The 17301-nt window shown below is 61.5% G+C and carries 16 protein-coding genes; 14 read left to right on the top strand and 2 right to left on the bottom strand.

The window, feature by feature from the left end:
• From J1G34_RS18695 to J1G34_RS18655, 9 genes are all read left to right on the top strand, one after another.
• On the top strand, positions 1–261 hold the full coding sequence (locus tag J1G34_RS18695; RefSeq protein ID WP_065885546.1) for a DUF2934 domain-containing protein: 261 nt from the start codon (positions 1–3) through the stop codon (positions 259–261).
• A gap of 129 nt (positions 262–390) precedes the next feature.
• Positions 391–2550, top strand: coding sequence for a glycogen debranching protein GlgX (glgX, locus tag J1G34_RS18690; protein ID WP_122463451.1), 2160 nt, complete (start codon positions 391–393; stop codon positions 2548–2550).
• Position 2551: 1 nt separating this feature from the next.
• Positions 2552–3550, top strand: coding sequence for an acyl-CoA dehydrogenase family protein (locus J1G34_RS18685; RefSeq protein ID WP_222994466.1), 999 nt, complete (start codon positions 2552–2554; stop codon positions 3548–3550).
• Positions 3547–4305 carry a PIG-L deacetylase family protein gene (locus tag J1G34_RS18680; protein WP_122463453.1) on the top strand — a complete coding sequence of 253 codons (759 nt, stop codon included), beginning with the start codon at positions 3547–3549 and terminating at the stop codon, positions 4303–4305. The genes J1G34_RS18685 and J1G34_RS18680 overlap by 4 nt, the downstream gene beginning before the upstream one ends.
• Entirely contained in the window at positions 4302–4901 is a 600-nt protein-coding gene (locus J1G34_RS18675) for a class I SAM-dependent methyltransferase (RefSeq protein WP_065893242.1), read from the top strand. The genes J1G34_RS18680 and J1G34_RS18675 overlap by 4 nt, the downstream gene beginning before the upstream one ends.
• Positions 4898–5557, top strand: a complete 660-nt coding sequence (locus J1G34_RS18670) for a glycosyltransferase family 2 protein (protein ID WP_065896863.1) — start codon at positions 4898–4900, stop codon at positions 5555–5557. Before J1G34_RS18675 ends, J1G34_RS18670 begins: the two co-directional genes overlap by 4 nt.
• 140 nt (positions 5558–5697) lie before the next feature.
• Positions 5698–6459 (top strand): PIG-L deacetylase family protein, encoded by a 762-nt coding sequence (locus J1G34_RS18665; RefSeq protein WP_222994465.1) that lies wholly within the window; start codon positions 5698–5700, stop codon positions 6457–6459.
• A gap of 158 nt (positions 6460–6617) precedes the next feature.
• Positions 6618–8774, top strand: a complete 2157-nt coding sequence (locus tag J1G34_RS18660; RefSeq protein ID WP_122562107.1) for a TonB-dependent siderophore receptor — start codon at positions 6618–6620, stop codon at positions 8772–8774.
• 172 nt (positions 8775–8946) lie between these two features.
• The gene (locus tag J1G34_RS18655; protein WP_122463460.1) at positions 8947–10440 is read left to right on the top strand and encodes a methyl-accepting chemotaxis protein; all 1494 of its coding nucleotides are present in this window, start codon (positions 8947–8949) and stop codon (positions 10438–10440) included.
• Positions 10441–10497: 57 nt separating this feature from the next.
• On the opposite strand, the gene J1G34_RS18650 is transcribed toward J1G34_RS18655, so the two are convergent.
• Positions 10498–11373: an NmrA family NAD(P)-binding protein gene (locus tag J1G34_RS18650; protein WP_222994464.1), complete on the bottom strand. Its 876-nt coding sequence runs from the start codon at positions 11371–11373 to the stop codon at positions 10498–10500.
• A 121-nt stretch (positions 11374–11494) separates the two neighbouring features.
• Here J1G34_RS18650 and J1G34_RS18645 point away from each other — a divergent pair, with 121 nt between their 5' ends.
• The 5 genes from J1G34_RS18645 (at position 11495) to J1G34_RS18625 (ending at position 16411) form a co-directional block, all read left to right on the top strand.
• Positions 11495–12370, top strand: coding sequence for a LysR family transcriptional regulator (locus tag J1G34_RS18645; RefSeq protein WP_222994463.1), 876 nt, complete (start codon positions 11495–11497; stop codon positions 12368–12370).
• A gap of 753 nt (positions 12371–13123) precedes the next feature.
• Positions 13124–13363 (top strand): hypothetical protein, encoded by a 240-nt coding sequence (locus J1G34_RS18640; protein ID WP_065886662.1) that lies wholly within the window; start codon positions 13124–13126, stop codon positions 13361–13363.
• Between the two features lie 124 nt (positions 13364–13487).
• The gene (locus tag J1G34_RS18635) at positions 13488–14633 is read left to right on the top strand and encodes a sensor histidine kinase (RefSeq protein WP_122462850.1); all 1146 of its coding nucleotides are present in this window, start codon (positions 13488–13490) and stop codon (positions 14631–14633) included.
• Between the two features lie 139 nt (positions 14634–14772).
• Complete coding sequence (locus J1G34_RS18630) at positions 14773–15720, top strand: hypothetical protein (RefSeq protein ID WP_222994462.1); 948 nt, start codon at positions 14773–14775, stop codon at positions 15718–15720.
• Positions 15721–15790: 70 nt separating this feature from the next.
• Complete coding sequence (locus J1G34_RS18625; protein ID WP_065893234.1) at positions 15791–16411, top strand: hypothetical protein; 621 nt, start codon at positions 15791–15793, stop codon at positions 16409–16411.
• A 72-nt stretch (positions 16412–16483) separates the two neighbouring features.
• Here J1G34_RS18625 and J1G34_RS18620 read toward each other — a convergent pair whose 3' ends face one another.
• Complete coding sequence (locus J1G34_RS18620) at positions 16484–17266, bottom strand: pyrroline-5-carboxylate reductase family protein (RefSeq protein ID WP_065893233.1); 783 nt, start codon at positions 17264–17266, stop codon at positions 16484–16486.
• Positions 17267–17301: the final 35 nt, after the last annotated feature.

The raw sequence follows: 17301 nt of genomic DNA, 5'->3' as shown, positions 1-17301 counted from the left end.
ATGAGTAATGAAGACAAACGCATCCGCGAACTGGCCCATCAGATCTGGGAGTCCGAAGGCAAACCCCACGGTGAAGATGCTCGTCACTGGGAAATGGCGCGCAAGCTGGCCGAAGCCGAGGCATTGACGCCAAGCAAGCCCAAGCCGGCCGCCAAGCCCAAGACCGCGCCCAAGCCTGCACCCAAAGCCAAGCCTGCGGCGCCTGCCGCCGCCAAGCCTGCGCCAAAGAAGCCCGCAGCACCGAAAAAGCCCAAACCCTAAGCTTATCGATCGCCGCGCCCCCTGAGCGCATCGCCGTCAGGGGGCCTTTATCTATCTACGTCATACGCTGAATAACTGTCAGTACGGCCGCGTTCGGCCCGAAAAAAGAACCCTTGCAGGAGCAACACCATGAGCCAACCCGATAAAGCCTCAACCACGCCGGACCATGAGCCGTCGCGGATTCGTGAAGGCCTGCCCTTCCCGCTTGGCGCCACCTGGGACGGCCTGGGCGTCAACTTTGCGCTGTTTTCCGCCAACGCCACCAAGGTCGAACTGTGCCTGTTCGACGCTGCCGGTGAAGTGGAACTGGAACGCATCGAGCTCCCCGAATACACCGACGAAATCTTCCACGGCTACCTGCCCGACGCCCACCCCGGGCTGATTTACGGCTACCGTGTGTATGGCCCTTACGACCCGGAAAACGGCCATCGCTTCAACCACAACAAATTGCTGATCGACCCCTATGCCAAGCAACTGGTGGGCGAACTCAAATGGTCCGAAGCGCTGTTTGGCTACACCATCGGCCACCCCGACGACGACCTCAGCTTCGACGAGCGCGACAGCGCGCCTTTCGTGCCCAAGTGCAAGGTCATCGACCCGGCGCACACCTGGGGCAATGACCAGCCGGTGCGCGTGCCATGGGACCGTACGATCATCTATGAAACCCACCTGCGCGGCATCAGCATGCGCCATCCTTCGGTCGGCGAATCCGTGCGCGGCACCTGCGCCGGGCTGATGGAAGATGACGTGCTCAAGCATATCCGCCAGTTGGGGGTGTCTTCGGTCGAGCTGTTGCCCGTGCATGCCTTCGTCAACGACCAGCATCTGCTGGAAAAAGGCATGACCAACTACTGGGGCTACAACAGCATCGCGTTTTTTGCCCCCGACCCGCGCTACCTGGCCAGCGGCAAGATCGCCGAGTTCAAGGAGATGGTCGCGCACCTGCACGAGCAGAAGCTCGAGGTGATCCTCGACGTGGTCTACAACCACACCGCCGAAGGCAACGAGCGCGGCCCTACCCTGTCCATGCGCGGCATCGACAACGCCTCGTACTACCGGTTGATGCCCGACGAAAAACGCTTCTATATCAATGATTCCGGCACGGGCAACACTCTGGACCTGAGTCACCCGTGCGTGCTGCAGATGGTCACCGACTCCCTGCGTTACTGGGCGACCGAGATGCACGTCGACGGTTTCCGCTTCGACCTGGCGACAATCCTCGGCCGCTATCGCGACGGCTTTGACGAACGTCACAGCTTCCTCGTGGCATGCCGCCAGGACCCTATCCTGCGTCAGCTCAAACTGATCGCCGAACCCTGGGACTGCGGCCCCGGCGGCTATCAGGTGGGCAACTTCCCGCCGGGCTGGGCGGAATGGAACGACCGTTTCCGCGACACCGTGCGTGCCTTCTGGAAAGGCGATGACGGCCAGTTGGCGGACTTCGCCGGACGCATGACCGCCTCGGGCGAAATGTTCAACCACCGTGGGCGCCGGCCTTACAGCTCGGTGAACTTCATCACCGCCCATGACGGGTTCACCCTGCATGACCTGGTGTCCTACAACGACAAGCACAACGAAGCCAACGACGAGAACAACCAGGACGGCAGCAATAACAACCTGTCGTGGAACCACGGCGCCGAAGGCCCTACCGACGACCCGGAAATCAACGCGCTGCGCCTGCGCCAGATGCGCAACTTCTTCGCCACCCTGCTGCTGGCCCAAGGCACGCCGATGATCGTGGCCGGCGATGAATTCGCCCGCACCCAGCACGGCAACAACAATGCCTACTGCCAGGACAGCGAGATCGGTTGGGTCAACTGGGACCTGGACGACGACGGCAAGGCACTGCTCAAGTTCGTCAAGCGCCTGATCAAGCTGCGCCTGGCGTACCCGATCCTGCGCCGTGGGCGCTTCCTGGTCGGTGACTACAACGAAGATATCGGCGTAAAAGACGTCACTTGGCTGGCGCCGGATGGCAATGAAATGACCACCGAGCAGTGGGAAGACAGCCATGGCCGTTGCCTGGGCATGCTGATGGATGGCCGCGCTCAGGAGACCGGGATTCGCCGTGCCGGCGCCGACGCGACGTTGTTGCTGGTGGTCAATGCCCATCACGACATGGTCAATTTCCGTCTGCCACCGGTGCCCCAGGGCGAGTACTGGAATTGCCTGCTCGATACCAATGACCCGGCAGTGCGTGGCCAGGAGCGCTTTGAATTTGAGCACGAGTACGCCGCCACCGGCCGCTCGCTGCTACTGTTTGAACTGCATCACGACGACGAGGTGTGACATGGCGTTGCACGGATTCCTTTCCGGCTACCGGGGCTATGCCAATACGCAAGCCCTGGGTAATGCCTTAAAGGACCTTCAGGAAGAAGGCCTGGACCAGCTGCCCTTGCCCGGCAGCGGCCAGACGCTGGAGCGTTACAGCGGGCTGGCGCAAGTCGCCGGCCATGACCTGCGCTTGTGCAAACTGTTCGAAGGCCACACCGACGCCCTGGCGATCATTGCCGAGCTCGACAGCCCGCTGCCGCCGTTGGGCAGCACCTGGGGGATGTGGGCCGCCGAGCCGCCAAGCGCCAGGGCGCGGGTGCGGCGCGACGGTCAACGGATGATCGTCGACGGGCGTAAAGCCTGGTGCTCCGGGGCGTCCGTTGTCTCGCACGGGTTGTTGACCGCGTGGGATGAAGAAGATCGCCAGCAGTTGGTTGCCGTGGCGATGGACCAGCCCGGCGTCACCGTGACCAATGAAGGCTGGAATGCGGTAGGCATGGCGGCTACAGGCAGTGTCGAGATCGTCTTCAACGAGGCACGCGGCCTTGCGGTGGGCGGCCCGGGCGACTACCTGGCGCGACCGGGCTTCTGGCACGGCGGCATCGGCATTGCGGCGTGCTGGTATGGCGCGGCGCAGCGCCTGGCCGAAGTGCTGCGCGAGCAGTGCGCCAAGCATCCCGAGCCCCATGCCCTGGCCCACCTGGGCGCGGTGGACAGCGCACTCAACAGTGCGGCCTGCGTGCTGCGCGCCAGCGCCGAGCAGGTCGACCGGGCACCGACCGCCGATGCCCGGCTGCTGGCCCAACAAGTGCGCGCGTGCGTCGAGGAAACCGTCGAGCAGGTGATCCATCATGTCGGGCGCGCCGTGGGGGCCGGGCCTTACTGCAAGGACCCGCACTTCGCCCAATTGATGGCGGACTTGCCGGTGTATGTGCGTCAAAGTCATGCCGAACGCGACCTGGCCGCCCTGGGCGAACAGGTGGCGGGCGAGCCGTCAGGGAGGTGGCAGTTATGAAACCCAACCCGATTGTTGGCCAGGGCACGTCGCTGCATTATTGGCAAACGTCGTCGCGCCTGGCTGAACTGCCGCATATCAGCGTCGAGCAACTGGTACCGCAGGGGCGACGCGCGGTGATCATCGCCCCGCACCCGGACGATGAAGTGCTCGGCAGCGGCGGTTTGCTGCAGGGCCTGGCTGCCCTGGACCGGCCCATTCAGTTGATCTCGGTCACCGACGGCAGCGCCAGCCATCCGGGCTCCGAACTGTGGCCGGTGCAACGCCTGAGCGTGGTGCGCCCGCAGGAATCGGCGCAGGCCCTGCACCGCCTGGGTTTGCCGCTGCACAGTTTGAAGTGGCTGCGCGCCGGGTTTACCGACAGCAAGGTCGCCGAGCGCGAGGAAGAACTGGCCGCCTTCATCCAGCGCTACCTCAAGCCCGACGACGTGGTGTTCGCCACTTGGCGTGAAGACGGGCATTGCGACCATGAGGCGGTCGGCCGCGCCAGCGCGAAAGCCGCCCAGGCAGTGGGCGCGACGTTGTACGAACTGCCGGTGTGGACCTGGCACTGGGCGACTGCCGAAGATGGCATGGTGCCTTGGGACCGGGCGCGCAAGATCCCTTTGACGCCCGAACAGGTGGCGCGCAAACGCCATGCCATCCACGCCTTCGCCAGCCAGTTGGAGGGCGACCCGCAAGTCGGCCTGCCGCCGGTATTGGCGCCCTATGTGGTGGAGCGTTTGCTGCAACCTTTTGAAGTTGTGTTCGTGTGAGCGTGACGACGCCTTATTTCGACCGGATGTTCGAGGGCAACGACGATCCCTGGGCGTTTCGTCAACGCTGGTATGAACAACGCAAACGCGCATTGACCCTGGCCGTCCTGACCCGGGCGCGCTACACCTCGGTGTTCGAGCCCGCCTGCGCCAATGGCGAGTTGAGCGCCGAGCTGGCGGCGCGCTGTGATCGCCTGTTGTGCTGCGATACGGCGAGCGCTGCGGTGGCGCTGGCCAGCAAGCGGCTGGCCGGTTTTTCCAACGTGCAGATAGAGCAGCGCTGTCTGCCCGAACAATGGCCATCAGGGCAATTCGATCTCATCGTATTGAGCGAGTTCTGTTACTACCTGGACGCTGCTGATCTTGAGCGCCTGGCCGAGCACTGCCTCGCCGCCCTGGCGGAGGGCGGCCAACTGCTGGCCTGCCATTGGCGCCCGCGCATCGAAGGTTGCCCGCAAACCGCCGAACAGGTGCATGCGCTGCTTGAGCAACGACTGGGGCTGCACGCGGTGGTACGCCACCATGAAGACGATTTCCTGCTCGACCTGTGGGGCCGGGATGGCGCCTCGGTGGCGCGCCTCGAGGGCCTGCGATGATCGGCATCCTGATTCCGGTGCATAACGAAGAAGCGCTGTTGGGCGAATGTCTGAACGCTGCGTCAATCGCAGCCATCCATCCGGAATTGCAGGGTGAAGCAGTGCATATCCTGGTCGTCCTCGACAGTTGCAGCGATGCCAGTGCGGCGATTGCCCAAGCGCACGGCGTGCAGAGCCTGCCGGTGCAGGCACGTAATGTCGGGCATGCCCGCGGTGCAGGGGCGCGGCATCTGCTGAATCAGGGCGCGCGCTGGATCGCCTGTACGGACGCCGACAGCCGCGTTGCCCCGGACTGGCTGGTGGCGCAACTGGCGCTGGGCTGCGACGCGGTCTGCGGCACCGTGACCGTTGACGCCTGGAGCGAAGGCTTCGACGCGGCGGCGCAGATACGCTATCACCAGGCCTACGAAGCCCGCGACGGGCACCGGCATATCCACGGCGCCAACCTGGGCATCAGCGCCAGCGCCTACTTACAGGCCGGTGGCTTTGAACCGCTGGCCTGCCATGAGGATGTGCAATTGGTGCGCAATCTGGAGCGCTGCGGCGCGTCCATCGCCTGGAGCCATTCCCCCCAGGTAATTACCAGCGCACGCCTGGATTGCCGCGCCCAGGGTGGCTTCGGTGATTACTTGAAGGGCCTGCTGCAGGTTTCGTAAAAATACGACGTTGCGCCCGTTCGTCGTTGTCTATGCTCATACCTTCTCGCACGGCGCTCCAGGATCGGAGCGCCGCGCACTCACCGCAGCGCAGCCTGAGGTGAGCACAAGAGCGTCAACCGACAAGGATGTAGCACCCCATGAGAACCGCCTCGTTAAGCGAGGGCCGTCGCGGCCCCGCGCAAATCTGGAACAGCGCGCCACAGTTGGCGCAGATTCCCTTCATCAGTCTGGCCGGCCTCGTACCGCCGAGTGCCCGCGTGGTGGTGATCGCGCCCCACCCGGGCGATGAAGTGCTCATCTGCGGGGGCCTGCTGCAAATGCTCAGTACCCGTAAAAACCCGTTGAAACTGATCTCTATCACCGATGGCAGCGCCAGCCACCCCGGCTCCCGGGTCTGGTCGGCCGGGCGCCTGAGTGTGATTCGTCCCCAGGAGAGCGCCGAAGCGCTGCGCCGCCTCGGTATGCCGCTGCACAGCCTGAAATGGATTCGTGGCGGGTTTTGCGACAACGCCCTGGCCAGCCACGAGCAACAGATGAGCCAATTCATCGCCCGTTACCTGATGCAGGATGACGTGGTGTTCACCACTTGGCGCCATGATGGCAACGATGATCACGAAGCCGTCGGCCGTGCCAGCGCCGACGCATGCAACCGGGTCGGTGCGCGATTGTATGAGCTGCCGATGTGGGCCTGGCACTGGCCCGCACGCGAAGGCTCGGTGATGCCGTGGCAGCGTGCGCGCAAGGTGTGCCTGGACACCTGGAGCGTGGCGCACAAACTCCACGCCTTGCATGCCTATGCCAGCCAGCTCACGGGCGACCCCGCCATCGGCCTGGCGCCGATGCTCGCCCAAGTGTTGCTGGAGCGCATGCGTGAGCCTTACGAAATCGTCCTCACCTAGCGGGAGGGGGCAAAACGCCACTGCTCCGCGTGTGAAAAATTCGTTAACTGATTCATTCTTAGGGCTTTTTCCTACAGACCCGATCTGCCACACTGATGCGAATAATTATCAACAGATTTATTATTCGCCACGGACGGCATTCGGGGAGAGTTACGTTCATGTCTGTGCAACACCACGGCGGTAAAGGGTTTTCACCCAGTTTGATAGCGATGGCTATCTGTCTGACCACCTCCCACGCGGCCCTCGCCACCGGCGCCGCCACTCAGCCCGCCACTATAGAACTGGGCGCCACAGAGGTTTCCGGCCAGCAGCTTGGCGAAACCACCGAGGGCAGCCAGTCGTACACCACAGGCTCCATGAGCACCGCGACCAAGCTGCCGCTGACCCTGCGCGAAACCCCACAGGCCGTCACCGTGATTACCCGTCAGCGCATGGATGACCAGGCGATGACCAGCATCAACGACGTGGTCAATGCCACCCCGGGATTGTTCCTCAACTACTCCAACGGCCCCGGTCGGCAGGCCTACACCGCGCGCGGTTTCAACGTCGACAACCTGATGTACGACGGCATTCCCAGTGGCTATAACGGCGTCAATGTAGGCGCTCAGCCGAACCTGGCGATGTTCGATCGCGTCGAGGTGGTACGCGGCGCTACCGGCCTGGTGACCGGCGCCGGCAACCCGGCGGCGGCCATCAACCTGATTCGCAAGCGGCCCCTGGACGAGCAGAAAGTCACCCTGACCGGCGCTGCCGGCAGTTGGGACGACTACCGTGGCGAACTCGACGCCTCCAGCCCCCTCAACGACAGCGGCACCTGGCGTGGCCGGGTGGTCACCTCCTACCGCGACGCCAACAGTTTCATCGACAAGGTCGAGCAGGATCACGGCCTGTTCTATGCCGTGACCGAAGCCGACCTGAGCGAGGACACGCGCCTGACCCTCGGCTACTCCAACCAGAAAGACAAGACCAACTACTTCTGGGGCTCGTCGATGATCGGCCTGGATGGCCATCACCTTGGCCTGTCGCGTTCCTACAACCCCGGTACCGACTGGGAGAACAAGGACCAGGAGATCAACACCGTTTTCGTCGAGTTGCGCCAGCAGTTGGCCAACGACTGGAAACTGCAGGTCAACGCCAATTACGCCGAACAAGATGCGCTGTTCTCCGGCTCCTACCAGTCGCGCTGGGTCGAGAACACCCTGGGCCGCACGGTGTACCAGGCCGCCATCGATGAAAACCAGGCCGGGATCGACGCCTTCGTCAGCGGCCCGTTCCAGGCATTCGGGCGCACCCATGAGCTGGTGGTGGGCGCCAGCAAGCGCATCTTCGACATGACCACCCACAACTACAGCCCGTACGATCTGAATTGGCCGATCAATGCCGGCAAGCCGAACTTCACCCGCACCACCAACCAGCGTGACGTCACCACCCAGGACGGTGTCTACGTCACCACGCGCCTGAGCCTGGCCGACCCACTCAAGCTGATCCTCGGCGGGCGCCTGGACTGGTACGACTATGACAACCGCGACGGTGACGGCGACTATAAGGTCACCCGCAACCTCACCCGCTACGCAGGCCTGATCTACGAGCTCAATGACCAGCACTCGGTGTATGCCAGCTACAGCGACATCTTCACGCCGCAAAAAGAAAAGAGCACCGGTGCCACTCCGCTCAAGCCCATTGTCGGCAAAAACTATGAAGTGGGCATCAAGGGCGAATACCTGGGTGGCGCGCTGAATGCCAGCGTGGCGCTGTTCCGTGTCGACCAGGAAAACCGTGCCGTGCAGATCGTTGTGCCGGACTGCCCGCAGGCGTCCTGCTATCAAGCCTCGGGGGAGATTCGCAGCCAGGGTATCGACTTCGAATTGCAGGGCGCCTTGACCGAGAACTGGCAGGTCGGCGGTGGCTACACCTACGCGCGCACCCACACGATCAAGGACGCCGCCAACCCGCAGAAGGTCAACAAGCAGTTCGACACCGACACCCCGGAACACCTGTTCAAGGTCACCACCCGCTACAACTTCCAGGGCCCGCTGGAAAAACTTCGCGTGGGCGGCAACGTGTCCTGGCAGAGCCGCATGTACAACGACATCCAGTTGGCGGACGGCAGTACCTATCGGCTCAAGCAAGGCGGCTACGCCGTCACCGACCTGATGGCCGGGTACCGCGTCAACCAGCATCTGGATCTGCAACTCAACGCCAACAATATCTTTGACCGCCACTACTACCAGTCCATCTCCGAGTCCGTCAGCTATGGCGGCGACTCCTACGGCAGCCCGCGCAACATGATGCTCACCGCCAAGTACAGCTTCTGATCGTCATTGCAACCTTGGCTGCCCGCTCGGGCAGCCGTTCTTAAAGTCTCCCTGCGACGTGCCGATAACCGATTGTCGGACCTTGACGCCGCACCCGCCTGGCTCTTTACCGGCCGCGCGCGTGGCACGCCGCGTGCTAGATTCCTGGCCAACCCACATGGAGTAAACGTGAATGCCCCTCCGCACACGCTTTCTGGAGCACTACCGCAAGGCCGACCGCATCATGCTGGCGCTGATCTGGCTGATGTTCCTGTTCTCCCTCGGGCTGGGGTTCTGGCATGACACCTTCACCCAGGCGTTGATCGTCGGTGGCGGCACCGGCGTGGTGCTGACCGCGCTGTATCGCGCCATCGGCGGCACCCGCGTGATGCGCTGCGCACTCGGTGCAGGCCTCATGGTGATGGCCGCCTTGCACATCAACCAGGCGCACGGTGTGATCGAAGCGCACTTTGGTATCTTCGCGCTGCTCGCGGTGTTGACGTTCTACCGTGACTGGCTGCCGATCCTGGTGGCGGCACTGACCATCGCCGTGCATCACCTGGTGTTCCACGCCCTGCAGCACCAAGGCTGGCCGGTGTTTGTGATGGAGCATCATGGCGGCTGGACCATGATCTTCGTCCACGCCTTCTATGTGGTGATGGAATCCGTCGCCCTGCTCTACCTGGCCGTGCACAGCCACGCCGAGGCGGTCGAAAGCCAGGAAATGCTGGAAAAAATGCTCGCCGTCACCTCGCAGTTCAGCGAAGAAACGGCCAAGGGTGAGGACAAGGAGCGCGTGTCCCTGGCCAAGCGCTTCGACCACTTCCTGCAGCAGCTCACTCACCTGATCGACGGCGTCGCACGCGATTCCCATGGCCTGGGCCAACTCGGCCAGGAACTGGCCACGGCCAGCGGCACCCTGGAAAAAGGCGCGCGGCATCAACTGGCGCAAATCAATGAAATGACCGGCTCGATGCAGCGCATGGAAGACGCCACGGGTCACATCACCGTGCACGTCGAACAGGCCGTGGAGCACGCCGGCCAGGCCAGCCAGCAGATTGAGCGCGGTCAGCAAAGCGTGGGTCGCGCCCAGCATGAAATCACGCAACTGGCCTCGCGCATCAATGGCACGCAATCGACCGTGCAATCGCTGGCCGTGCAGGCGGAGCAAATCGGTTCGGTGCTGGAGGTGATCAGCAGCATCGCCAACCAGACCAACCTGCTCGCCCTCAACGCCGCCATCGAAGCCGCCCGCGCCGGCGAACAAGGCCGTGGTTTTGCCGTGGTCGCCGACGAGGTGCGCAGCCTGGCCCAGCGCACCGCCCTCTCCACCCAGGAAATCAGGACCATCATCGAAGGCTTGCAGCAAGGCAGCCGCCAGGCGGTCGAAGCCATGCACGACAGCCGCCAGGGTGTGGAGCGTTGCGTGGAAGACAGCCAGGTGGCCGTCGATATGCTGCGCGCAGTGGGCGAAGACATTGCGCATATCGACCAACTCAATGGCCGCATCGTCACCACCACCCGCGAACAAAGCTCGGCGAACCTGGAAATTGTCGAGCGTCTGCAATCGGTGCAGCACATCGCGCAAAACACCGCCGACGACGTGGAAACCCTGGCCCGCAGCAGCGAACGCCTGCCACCGATCGCCATACGTCTGGATGCGCTGGGGCGCAGGTTTCATCCCTGATTCAATGCCCGAGCGGTCGAGCCATTGCCAGGCTCGACCGCGCTCACAGGCAGCGGATTAAGCCGTTGTTTTGGTGACCGACTCGCTCACGAAGTCCTGATAGGTGCGCAACGGGCGCCCGATGATCGCCTCAAGCCGCGCCGCGGCGCCCTCCGCTGCTTGCATGCCGAACGCCTGGATACCTTCCATCATCAGGCGCATGTCATACGCCAGCCAGGCCGGACCGTAGGCGGCCAACTGTGTTTCAAACGCGGCAACGTCATCGCCGCCATAGGCGATCTCGCGGCCCAGGGCCGAACTCCAGAGCTTGGCCACGCCGGCTCCCGTCAGCGCCTGCGGCCCCACCAGTTCCAGCGTCACGCGCTCCAGCGCAGTCGCGGAGCGATCGCGTCGCAACAGCTCTGCAACGGCTATATCGGCAATGTCCCGCGTATCGATCATGGCCACACCGGCCGGGCCGATAGGCATCGGGTACACCGAATAGTCCTGGATCGTCTGCTGGACCATGCGGTCGTTTTGCATGAAGTACGCCGGGCGCAATACCGTCGCCGGAAGGTCGAGGCTGTCGATCATGCGTTCAACGGTGTGCTTGCCGGTGAAATGCGGCACCCGGGTGAAAGTGTCGGCGTGGATCACGGACAAATAAACGATGCGCTGGATACCGGCCTCCCGAGCGAGGTTCAACGCGATGAGCGCCTGCGTCACCTCGTCGGGCGTGACGGCATTGAGCAGAAACAGGGTGCGCACCGACGCCAGCGCGGCGCGCATGGACGGTACATCAGTGAGGTCGCCGACCACTTGGGTGACGCCGGCCGGGAATGCCCGTTTACCTGCCTGGCGCACCAGGGCGTTGACCTGCGCGCCTTGCGCGGCAAGGCCCTGGGTGACGAGTGAACCGAGGGTGCCGGTGGCGCCAATGACAAGAATGCTCATGGTTGAAACTCCTGCGGGTGGATCAGTGGGTTGGGGTTGGGGTTCGAATGCAAAGTAAACCGTTGCATAACGAAAACGAAGACCACAGAATCCAGACACCTCATCTCAAAAACGGAACACCATGAACCTCAACGCTCTGATCGACTTCATCCAGGTCGCCACCCACGAAGGCCTGGGCAAGGCCAGCCGTGCGAGCGGCGTGTCCAAGGCCACGCTGTCGCGCCGAATCGCCGACCTGGAAGAGCAACTGGGTGTGCGGCTGATCGAGCGCAGTGCGCGCGGGCTGAAACTGACCGAAGCCGGCGAGCTGCTGATGTCGCGCACCCAAGGCCCCCTGGGTGAAGTGACTGAAGCCATGACCGCCGCACGCGAGGGCGTTTCGACGCCACGCGGACGTTTGCGCGTGGCGGCGCCGATCCTGTTCTCCCAACTGGCCATGGGTGCGATTGGCGCCCGCTTCTGCGCAGCTTATCCGGAGGTTGTGATTGAGGTCGTGGCCGACGATCGCCAGGTGGATCTGGTTGAAGAACAATTCGACGTCGCCATTCGCATCAACCCGAGCCCGGACAGCGACCTGGTCGGCAGGTGCTTCGCCACCGACCGCCTGATCGTGGTGGCAGCGCCGCAAATACCCAAACCGCAGCCTGGCGCGATCAGGTCCGTAGCCAGCATCGTCACAACGGGGTTCACGCCGACCCATTGGCACCTGGACGGCGGGGAGTTGATACTGGAGCCGATCCCCAGGCTGCAGTTTTCTTCGCTACTGATGGTGCGCGATGCGGCGATCGCCGGTGGTGGCGCGGCCCTAATTCCCCAGTCCATCGCCGGAGCCTCCTTGGCCCGGGGCGAACTGGTGCAATGGGGCACGGTCGCCGGGATCGAGCCGCAGCTTTGGGTATTGCACACCTCCAGGCGCCTGGCCGCGCCCAAAGTGCGCGCCTTCGTCGACTTCCTGTGCGCGCAATACCCGGATATGGCACTGGTGCTGCGCGGTTGAACATGCCGGCGCCTGGCGCATTCATGAATTCTTCTCATGAACCCTTGCCGAGCCTGCTCCGAGATACACCCGGGTCCAAATGTGGGAGGGAGCTTGCTCCCGATAGCGATGTGTCAGTCACCGATGCATTTACCGACTTTACACATCGGGGCATAGCTACACACCGCCGTAGCCGGTAACCACGATGCGAAGCGAGCCGCTCTTGATCTTGATCTGCTTTTGATCTTGATCTCAGGCGCCCCGTTAAACCACGCTGGCCGAACGCAGGCTTGAATCCGTGGGCAACCCGGCAGGACGCCGGGTTAGCCGCCCCGCGCCATGGATGGCGCGTGGCGGCGGCCCACGGATTCAAGCCTTCGATCGGGCACACCGAGCCTAAGCGAGGTGCCGAGTGGTGGGGCAAGAGCGTTTTGCTTACTTTTGCGCTCTTCAAAAGTGAGCCGCCGTCAGGGCGGAACCCTAAGTGGCCGTTACCGCAGAAACGGATATGTACCCGGTCCAATCCAGCATCCTGGTCGGCCCCGAGGCCGCCATCGGGGGCAAGCCCCCTCCCACATTTGGACCGAGGTGTGTCAGATGGATACGCGTCGGTTGCCAAGCGACCGAAGGGCAACGACCGCACTGCACATCATCGCCTTACAACCGCACACGACGAAACTCTTGCAGCATCCTTCGGTCGATGCTTTCAAGAGGCCCACGGTGCCTCCGTTGCCTTGTGTGTGTGCGTGTGAGTGAATGCCTGCGGAGACGGCCATGAAAGAAGCCCTGAACGATTTGCCCGGCCCTATAAAACGACAGGCTGACAGAATTCTGCGTGAGATCGAACTGGCGGGGTCAATGATTCTTGCCGTCAAAGGCGGTGCCAAGGCCCAAGGGTTTGTGCTGGGAATCACCTGCTGTGAAGGGCTCACTTCCGAGCGCTGCGAAGCGTTGGCAAGCCATTTTGACAGCGTGGTGGAACAACGGCTGAGGTCGCTGACACTGGGCCTGTAATGCCCGCAATAGCGCCGCCGCAGTCCGGGCTTTAAAAGCGACGAACAACCTCCTACACTGCCGGGAATTTCCGTTCGCCTGTGCAGCTTCGCTTTTCTGCCCGCCTCCCACCAGGACTACAGACATGCGCCTGCCCGACTTCATTCTGGAAAACCTCGAGCCGATACTGCAGGCTTGGGAAGATTTCGCCAGAACCATCGACACCCCGGGCGAGGAACTCGACAGCGTCGCGCTGCGCGATCATGCCGAGCAGATGTTGCGGGCCATCGTCAGCGACCTGCGCACCAAGCAGACCCGCCAGGAACAAATCGCCAAGGCCCAGGGCCACGCACCGGAGGACGAACAGGAAACTGCGGCCGAAACCCACGCAATGACGCGGCTGATGGCCGGGTTCACCATCGACCAGATGGTCTCCGAATACCGCGCGCTGCGCACCAGTGTGGTCAGCCAGTGGATGCGCCAGGTCAAGGACGGCACACCGATCAACGTCGACGACATGACCCGATTCCATGAGGCCATTGACCAGGCCCTGGCCGAGTCCATTGCCAGCTATTCACGGGCCGTCGAGGCCTCACGCAACATGTTCCTGGGCATCCTCGGCCACGATTTGCGCACCCCACTCGGCGCAATCCTGCTGGGTGCCGACGTGTTGCGCCGCTCCCAGGACGCCGGGGCGCGGGCGACCAAGATCGCCAATCAGGTCTACACCAGCGTGCGCCGGGCAAGCCAGATCGTCGGCGACCTGCTTGACCTGACTCGCTGCCAGATGGGGCCGGGCATCCCGGTCAAAACCAGCGAAATAAACCTCTCGCCGCTGTGCCAGCGCGTGGTCGAGGAAATTCGCGCGTTTCATCCCGAAGCCATCGTGATGTTCGACGCGAACACAAACGTATCTGGGCAGTTTGACGGCGGGCGGATGGAGCAGGTGTTTTCGAACATCATCAGCAACGCGGTGCAACATGGCGACACCACACGGCCTATCCAGGTCGAGCTGGGCATGCACGAGGACTTCGCCGTCTTCACTGTGCGCAACAGCGGTGAAGCGATACCCGAGGACGTGCTCCCGTTCATATTCAACCCCATGGGCCGTTTCTCCCAGCGCACCGCCATCCACCACGGCCCCACCGAAGGCCTGGGCCTTGGCCTGTTCATCGCCTCGGAAATCGTCGCCTCCCATAGTGGATCGATTGAGGTCAGCTCCGACACGGAACAGGGCACGGTGTTTCAGGTGAGAGTGCCGCTGGATAAACAAGAGCCTGGCGTTGCCTAAAGTCGATTACCCCTGAACCTGGCAGAGACACTTTGCGGCGGGCAGGCGCAGTAAGACATAATGCACCCGCCTGACTACAACGGTCGGGGTGACTGTGCTCAGGGCCAGCAGGGCTCGATAACTTAAAAGGAATTTAAGTATGAAAATAGAGCCGCCTTTCGCGCGGCGCTTCTACTCGTCTCCTATACCCAATTTCGACGAGTTTGATCCCTGCCGAGGGGTAGAAGGATATTGTGAAGCGATCCGAAAATTTCTCATGCCAGACTCATCACCCACAAGCTTCAGCTTTGCGGAGTTTGAGATGGTATCGCGCACCTACTGCAAAGGCTCGGTCTTTTCAAGAGTTCGAAGACTAAGCGAGGAAAAATTTGACCAGCTGTTATCAACCCCTCTGAAGGTCGATGACTTCTTCCCCCCAACATCCAACGCTGGGCAAGTCCGTGCCGACCGCTTCAACGCCGAGGGCGAACGCAAGCTTTATTTGGCCGACCATCCGTTTATTGCATTAAAAGAATGTGGCATCAAGCCTGGCGACTATTTTCTATTCAGTTATCTTACGTTCAGCAAAGATACACACTTCACGTATGCAGCCCACGACGGCTCCAGATTTTCACAAGTGCTGAGTTCTTTATTTGCAACTAAAGACGAAAGATTCTATGAGGTTATCAGACGGGTCTACAACGATTATTGCAACTATGAAACGCATCACGGAATCGCTTACGACTCTGTAAAAGTGCAGAGAAACCAGCACGACGCCACATGGGGGACAATTGACTCTGTCACGAATCTCGCAATGACCGAGGACAGTTTTCCCGCCGCGCGCCTGCACGCCGGTTGGCTTGCTCGCTGCGATGAACAGTACCGCCCATGCTACGAGCAGATGCTTTTGCCCACTGCCAAGAAGAAAAGACAACTTCTCTCTGTGCCCTACTTTGGTAACGAGTCATTTTTTTTGCCAGCGCACCAAAACGTAATGAAAAAAATCCAGCAGCTCAGAAAGAAAACCGAAATCCTCATCCAGCGAGAAGATTACGAGGACATCAACACCACCCCATTCAAGTTACTACCGCAACAGGGATATATCTGAGTCCTCGGCGTGCACGCCATCCCAACACCTAGCCACATGGGCGCTTGAATACGCTCTACCGGAGAAATAAATGCAATTTGCCGTAGCACTGATCGAATACCTTATTTCTGGCGTGGTCGCATCAGCCTGGTTGACAGTCATACTTGACAACCACTACCCGATCCCATTCCATAAAATAAATGAATACAAAGAGGTTTTCATTGTAGTTTACTTACCCATCGCCTATATCTTAGGCATCTACGTCGACACCACCTCATCCTATCTGATACGCAGGACTGGAGAAATATTCCGCCTATTCGGAAAAAGGCTGAATGTCCTTAAAGACCTTCGACAAGGTCTCTCATCGATATATCGCGCTATCGCGGGAACACCGAAGGAAGACTCTTATGAAAGAAGTGCTGCAATTCTAGCGCGTTCAGTTCCAGATGCCGTCAGGACAATGGAGGCCTATGTCAGCAGGGACCGGATTGCCCGTGGCGCCGCCCTCAATGCTTTTGCGGGATCCGTCACCGCATTTTTTTATGCTCCCCCTGAGTACCAAACCGTCGTAACGGTCATCTGCTCCGTCGCATGCGTGTATTCGATCATTATGCATAAGCGATTACGCCGCCTTTCATCACGATTCAAAGAGGTCGCGCTGTCGAATCTAAAGAAGATCAAGTCGACTGAACCGGACGAGATCGAAAGCTAGACAATGTCGGGCACTTAGGAATTCGACAAGATAAGTCCAGCCAAATGCCTGATGAATAGCAAACCTCTTGGATCACCTGCGCCTATAAAACTCCCCGGTCTGCAGGCGCTCAAGCACTTTATCGCACGCCGCCGCCCACGCTTGCTGCGCACCTTTGTCACGAAGCACATCGAGCCCGGCTGCCGTAAAGGTGCCGGGGGTAGCGATGGCATCGCCCATACTCGCCATACTGACCAGGGGTTGATGACTGGCGCTGGCCAGGCAGTCCTGCATGTTGCCCATTACCAATTGGCGGGCCTGCGCCTGGGTCAGCCCTTTTTCGGTAAACCACTGCTGAAGATCGTTGAGAAAGAAATAGAACCAGCCATTCATGCACGCCGCTACGGTGGCCAACTCGAAGGCGTCTTCCTGATCCATCACAATCAGCGAGCCGAGGGTGCCCAACAACGCCTCGTGGACGTGACCCGCCGGCGTAACTACCACGGTCGAATGGTTGATCTGGGCGGCATAGGACAACATCGCCCGCACTGGCTGCGCCTGTGGGAAACAGCGCGCCAGGTCTTTGAGTGTCATGCCGGCTACCAGGGAAACCAGAGGTTGCCCCGGTTTGAGTTGAATATCCCTGCACAGCCCTTCGACTGCATCGGGGCGCACACCGAGCAACAGCAGGTCGGCCCCATCGACAACCTCTTGGTTGTCGGCCATGACCTCGCACGCCCAAACCTTGCCCAACTGCTCGGCGCGCGCCTGATTGCGGGGCGACAACAGCACCCGCCCGGTAAAACCGCCACGCCGCAGGCCGATCACCACTTTCTCAGTCAATTCGCCGACGCCCAAGACTCCAATGCTCAGCAAGGTGTTTCCTCCGTTCGAAGCCAGTGAAATATGTT

The sequence above is a fragment of the Pseudomonas sp. Wu6 genome, from assembly GCF_019891515.1.
In the GTDB taxonomy this organism is placed as follows: Bacteria; Pseudomonadota; Gammaproteobacteria; order Pseudomonadales; family Pseudomonadaceae; genus Aquipseudomonas; species Aquipseudomonas orientalis_A.
The sequence above is the reverse complement of the archived record's forward strand: the minus strand, read 5'-3'. Positions and strand labels throughout refer to the sequence as shown.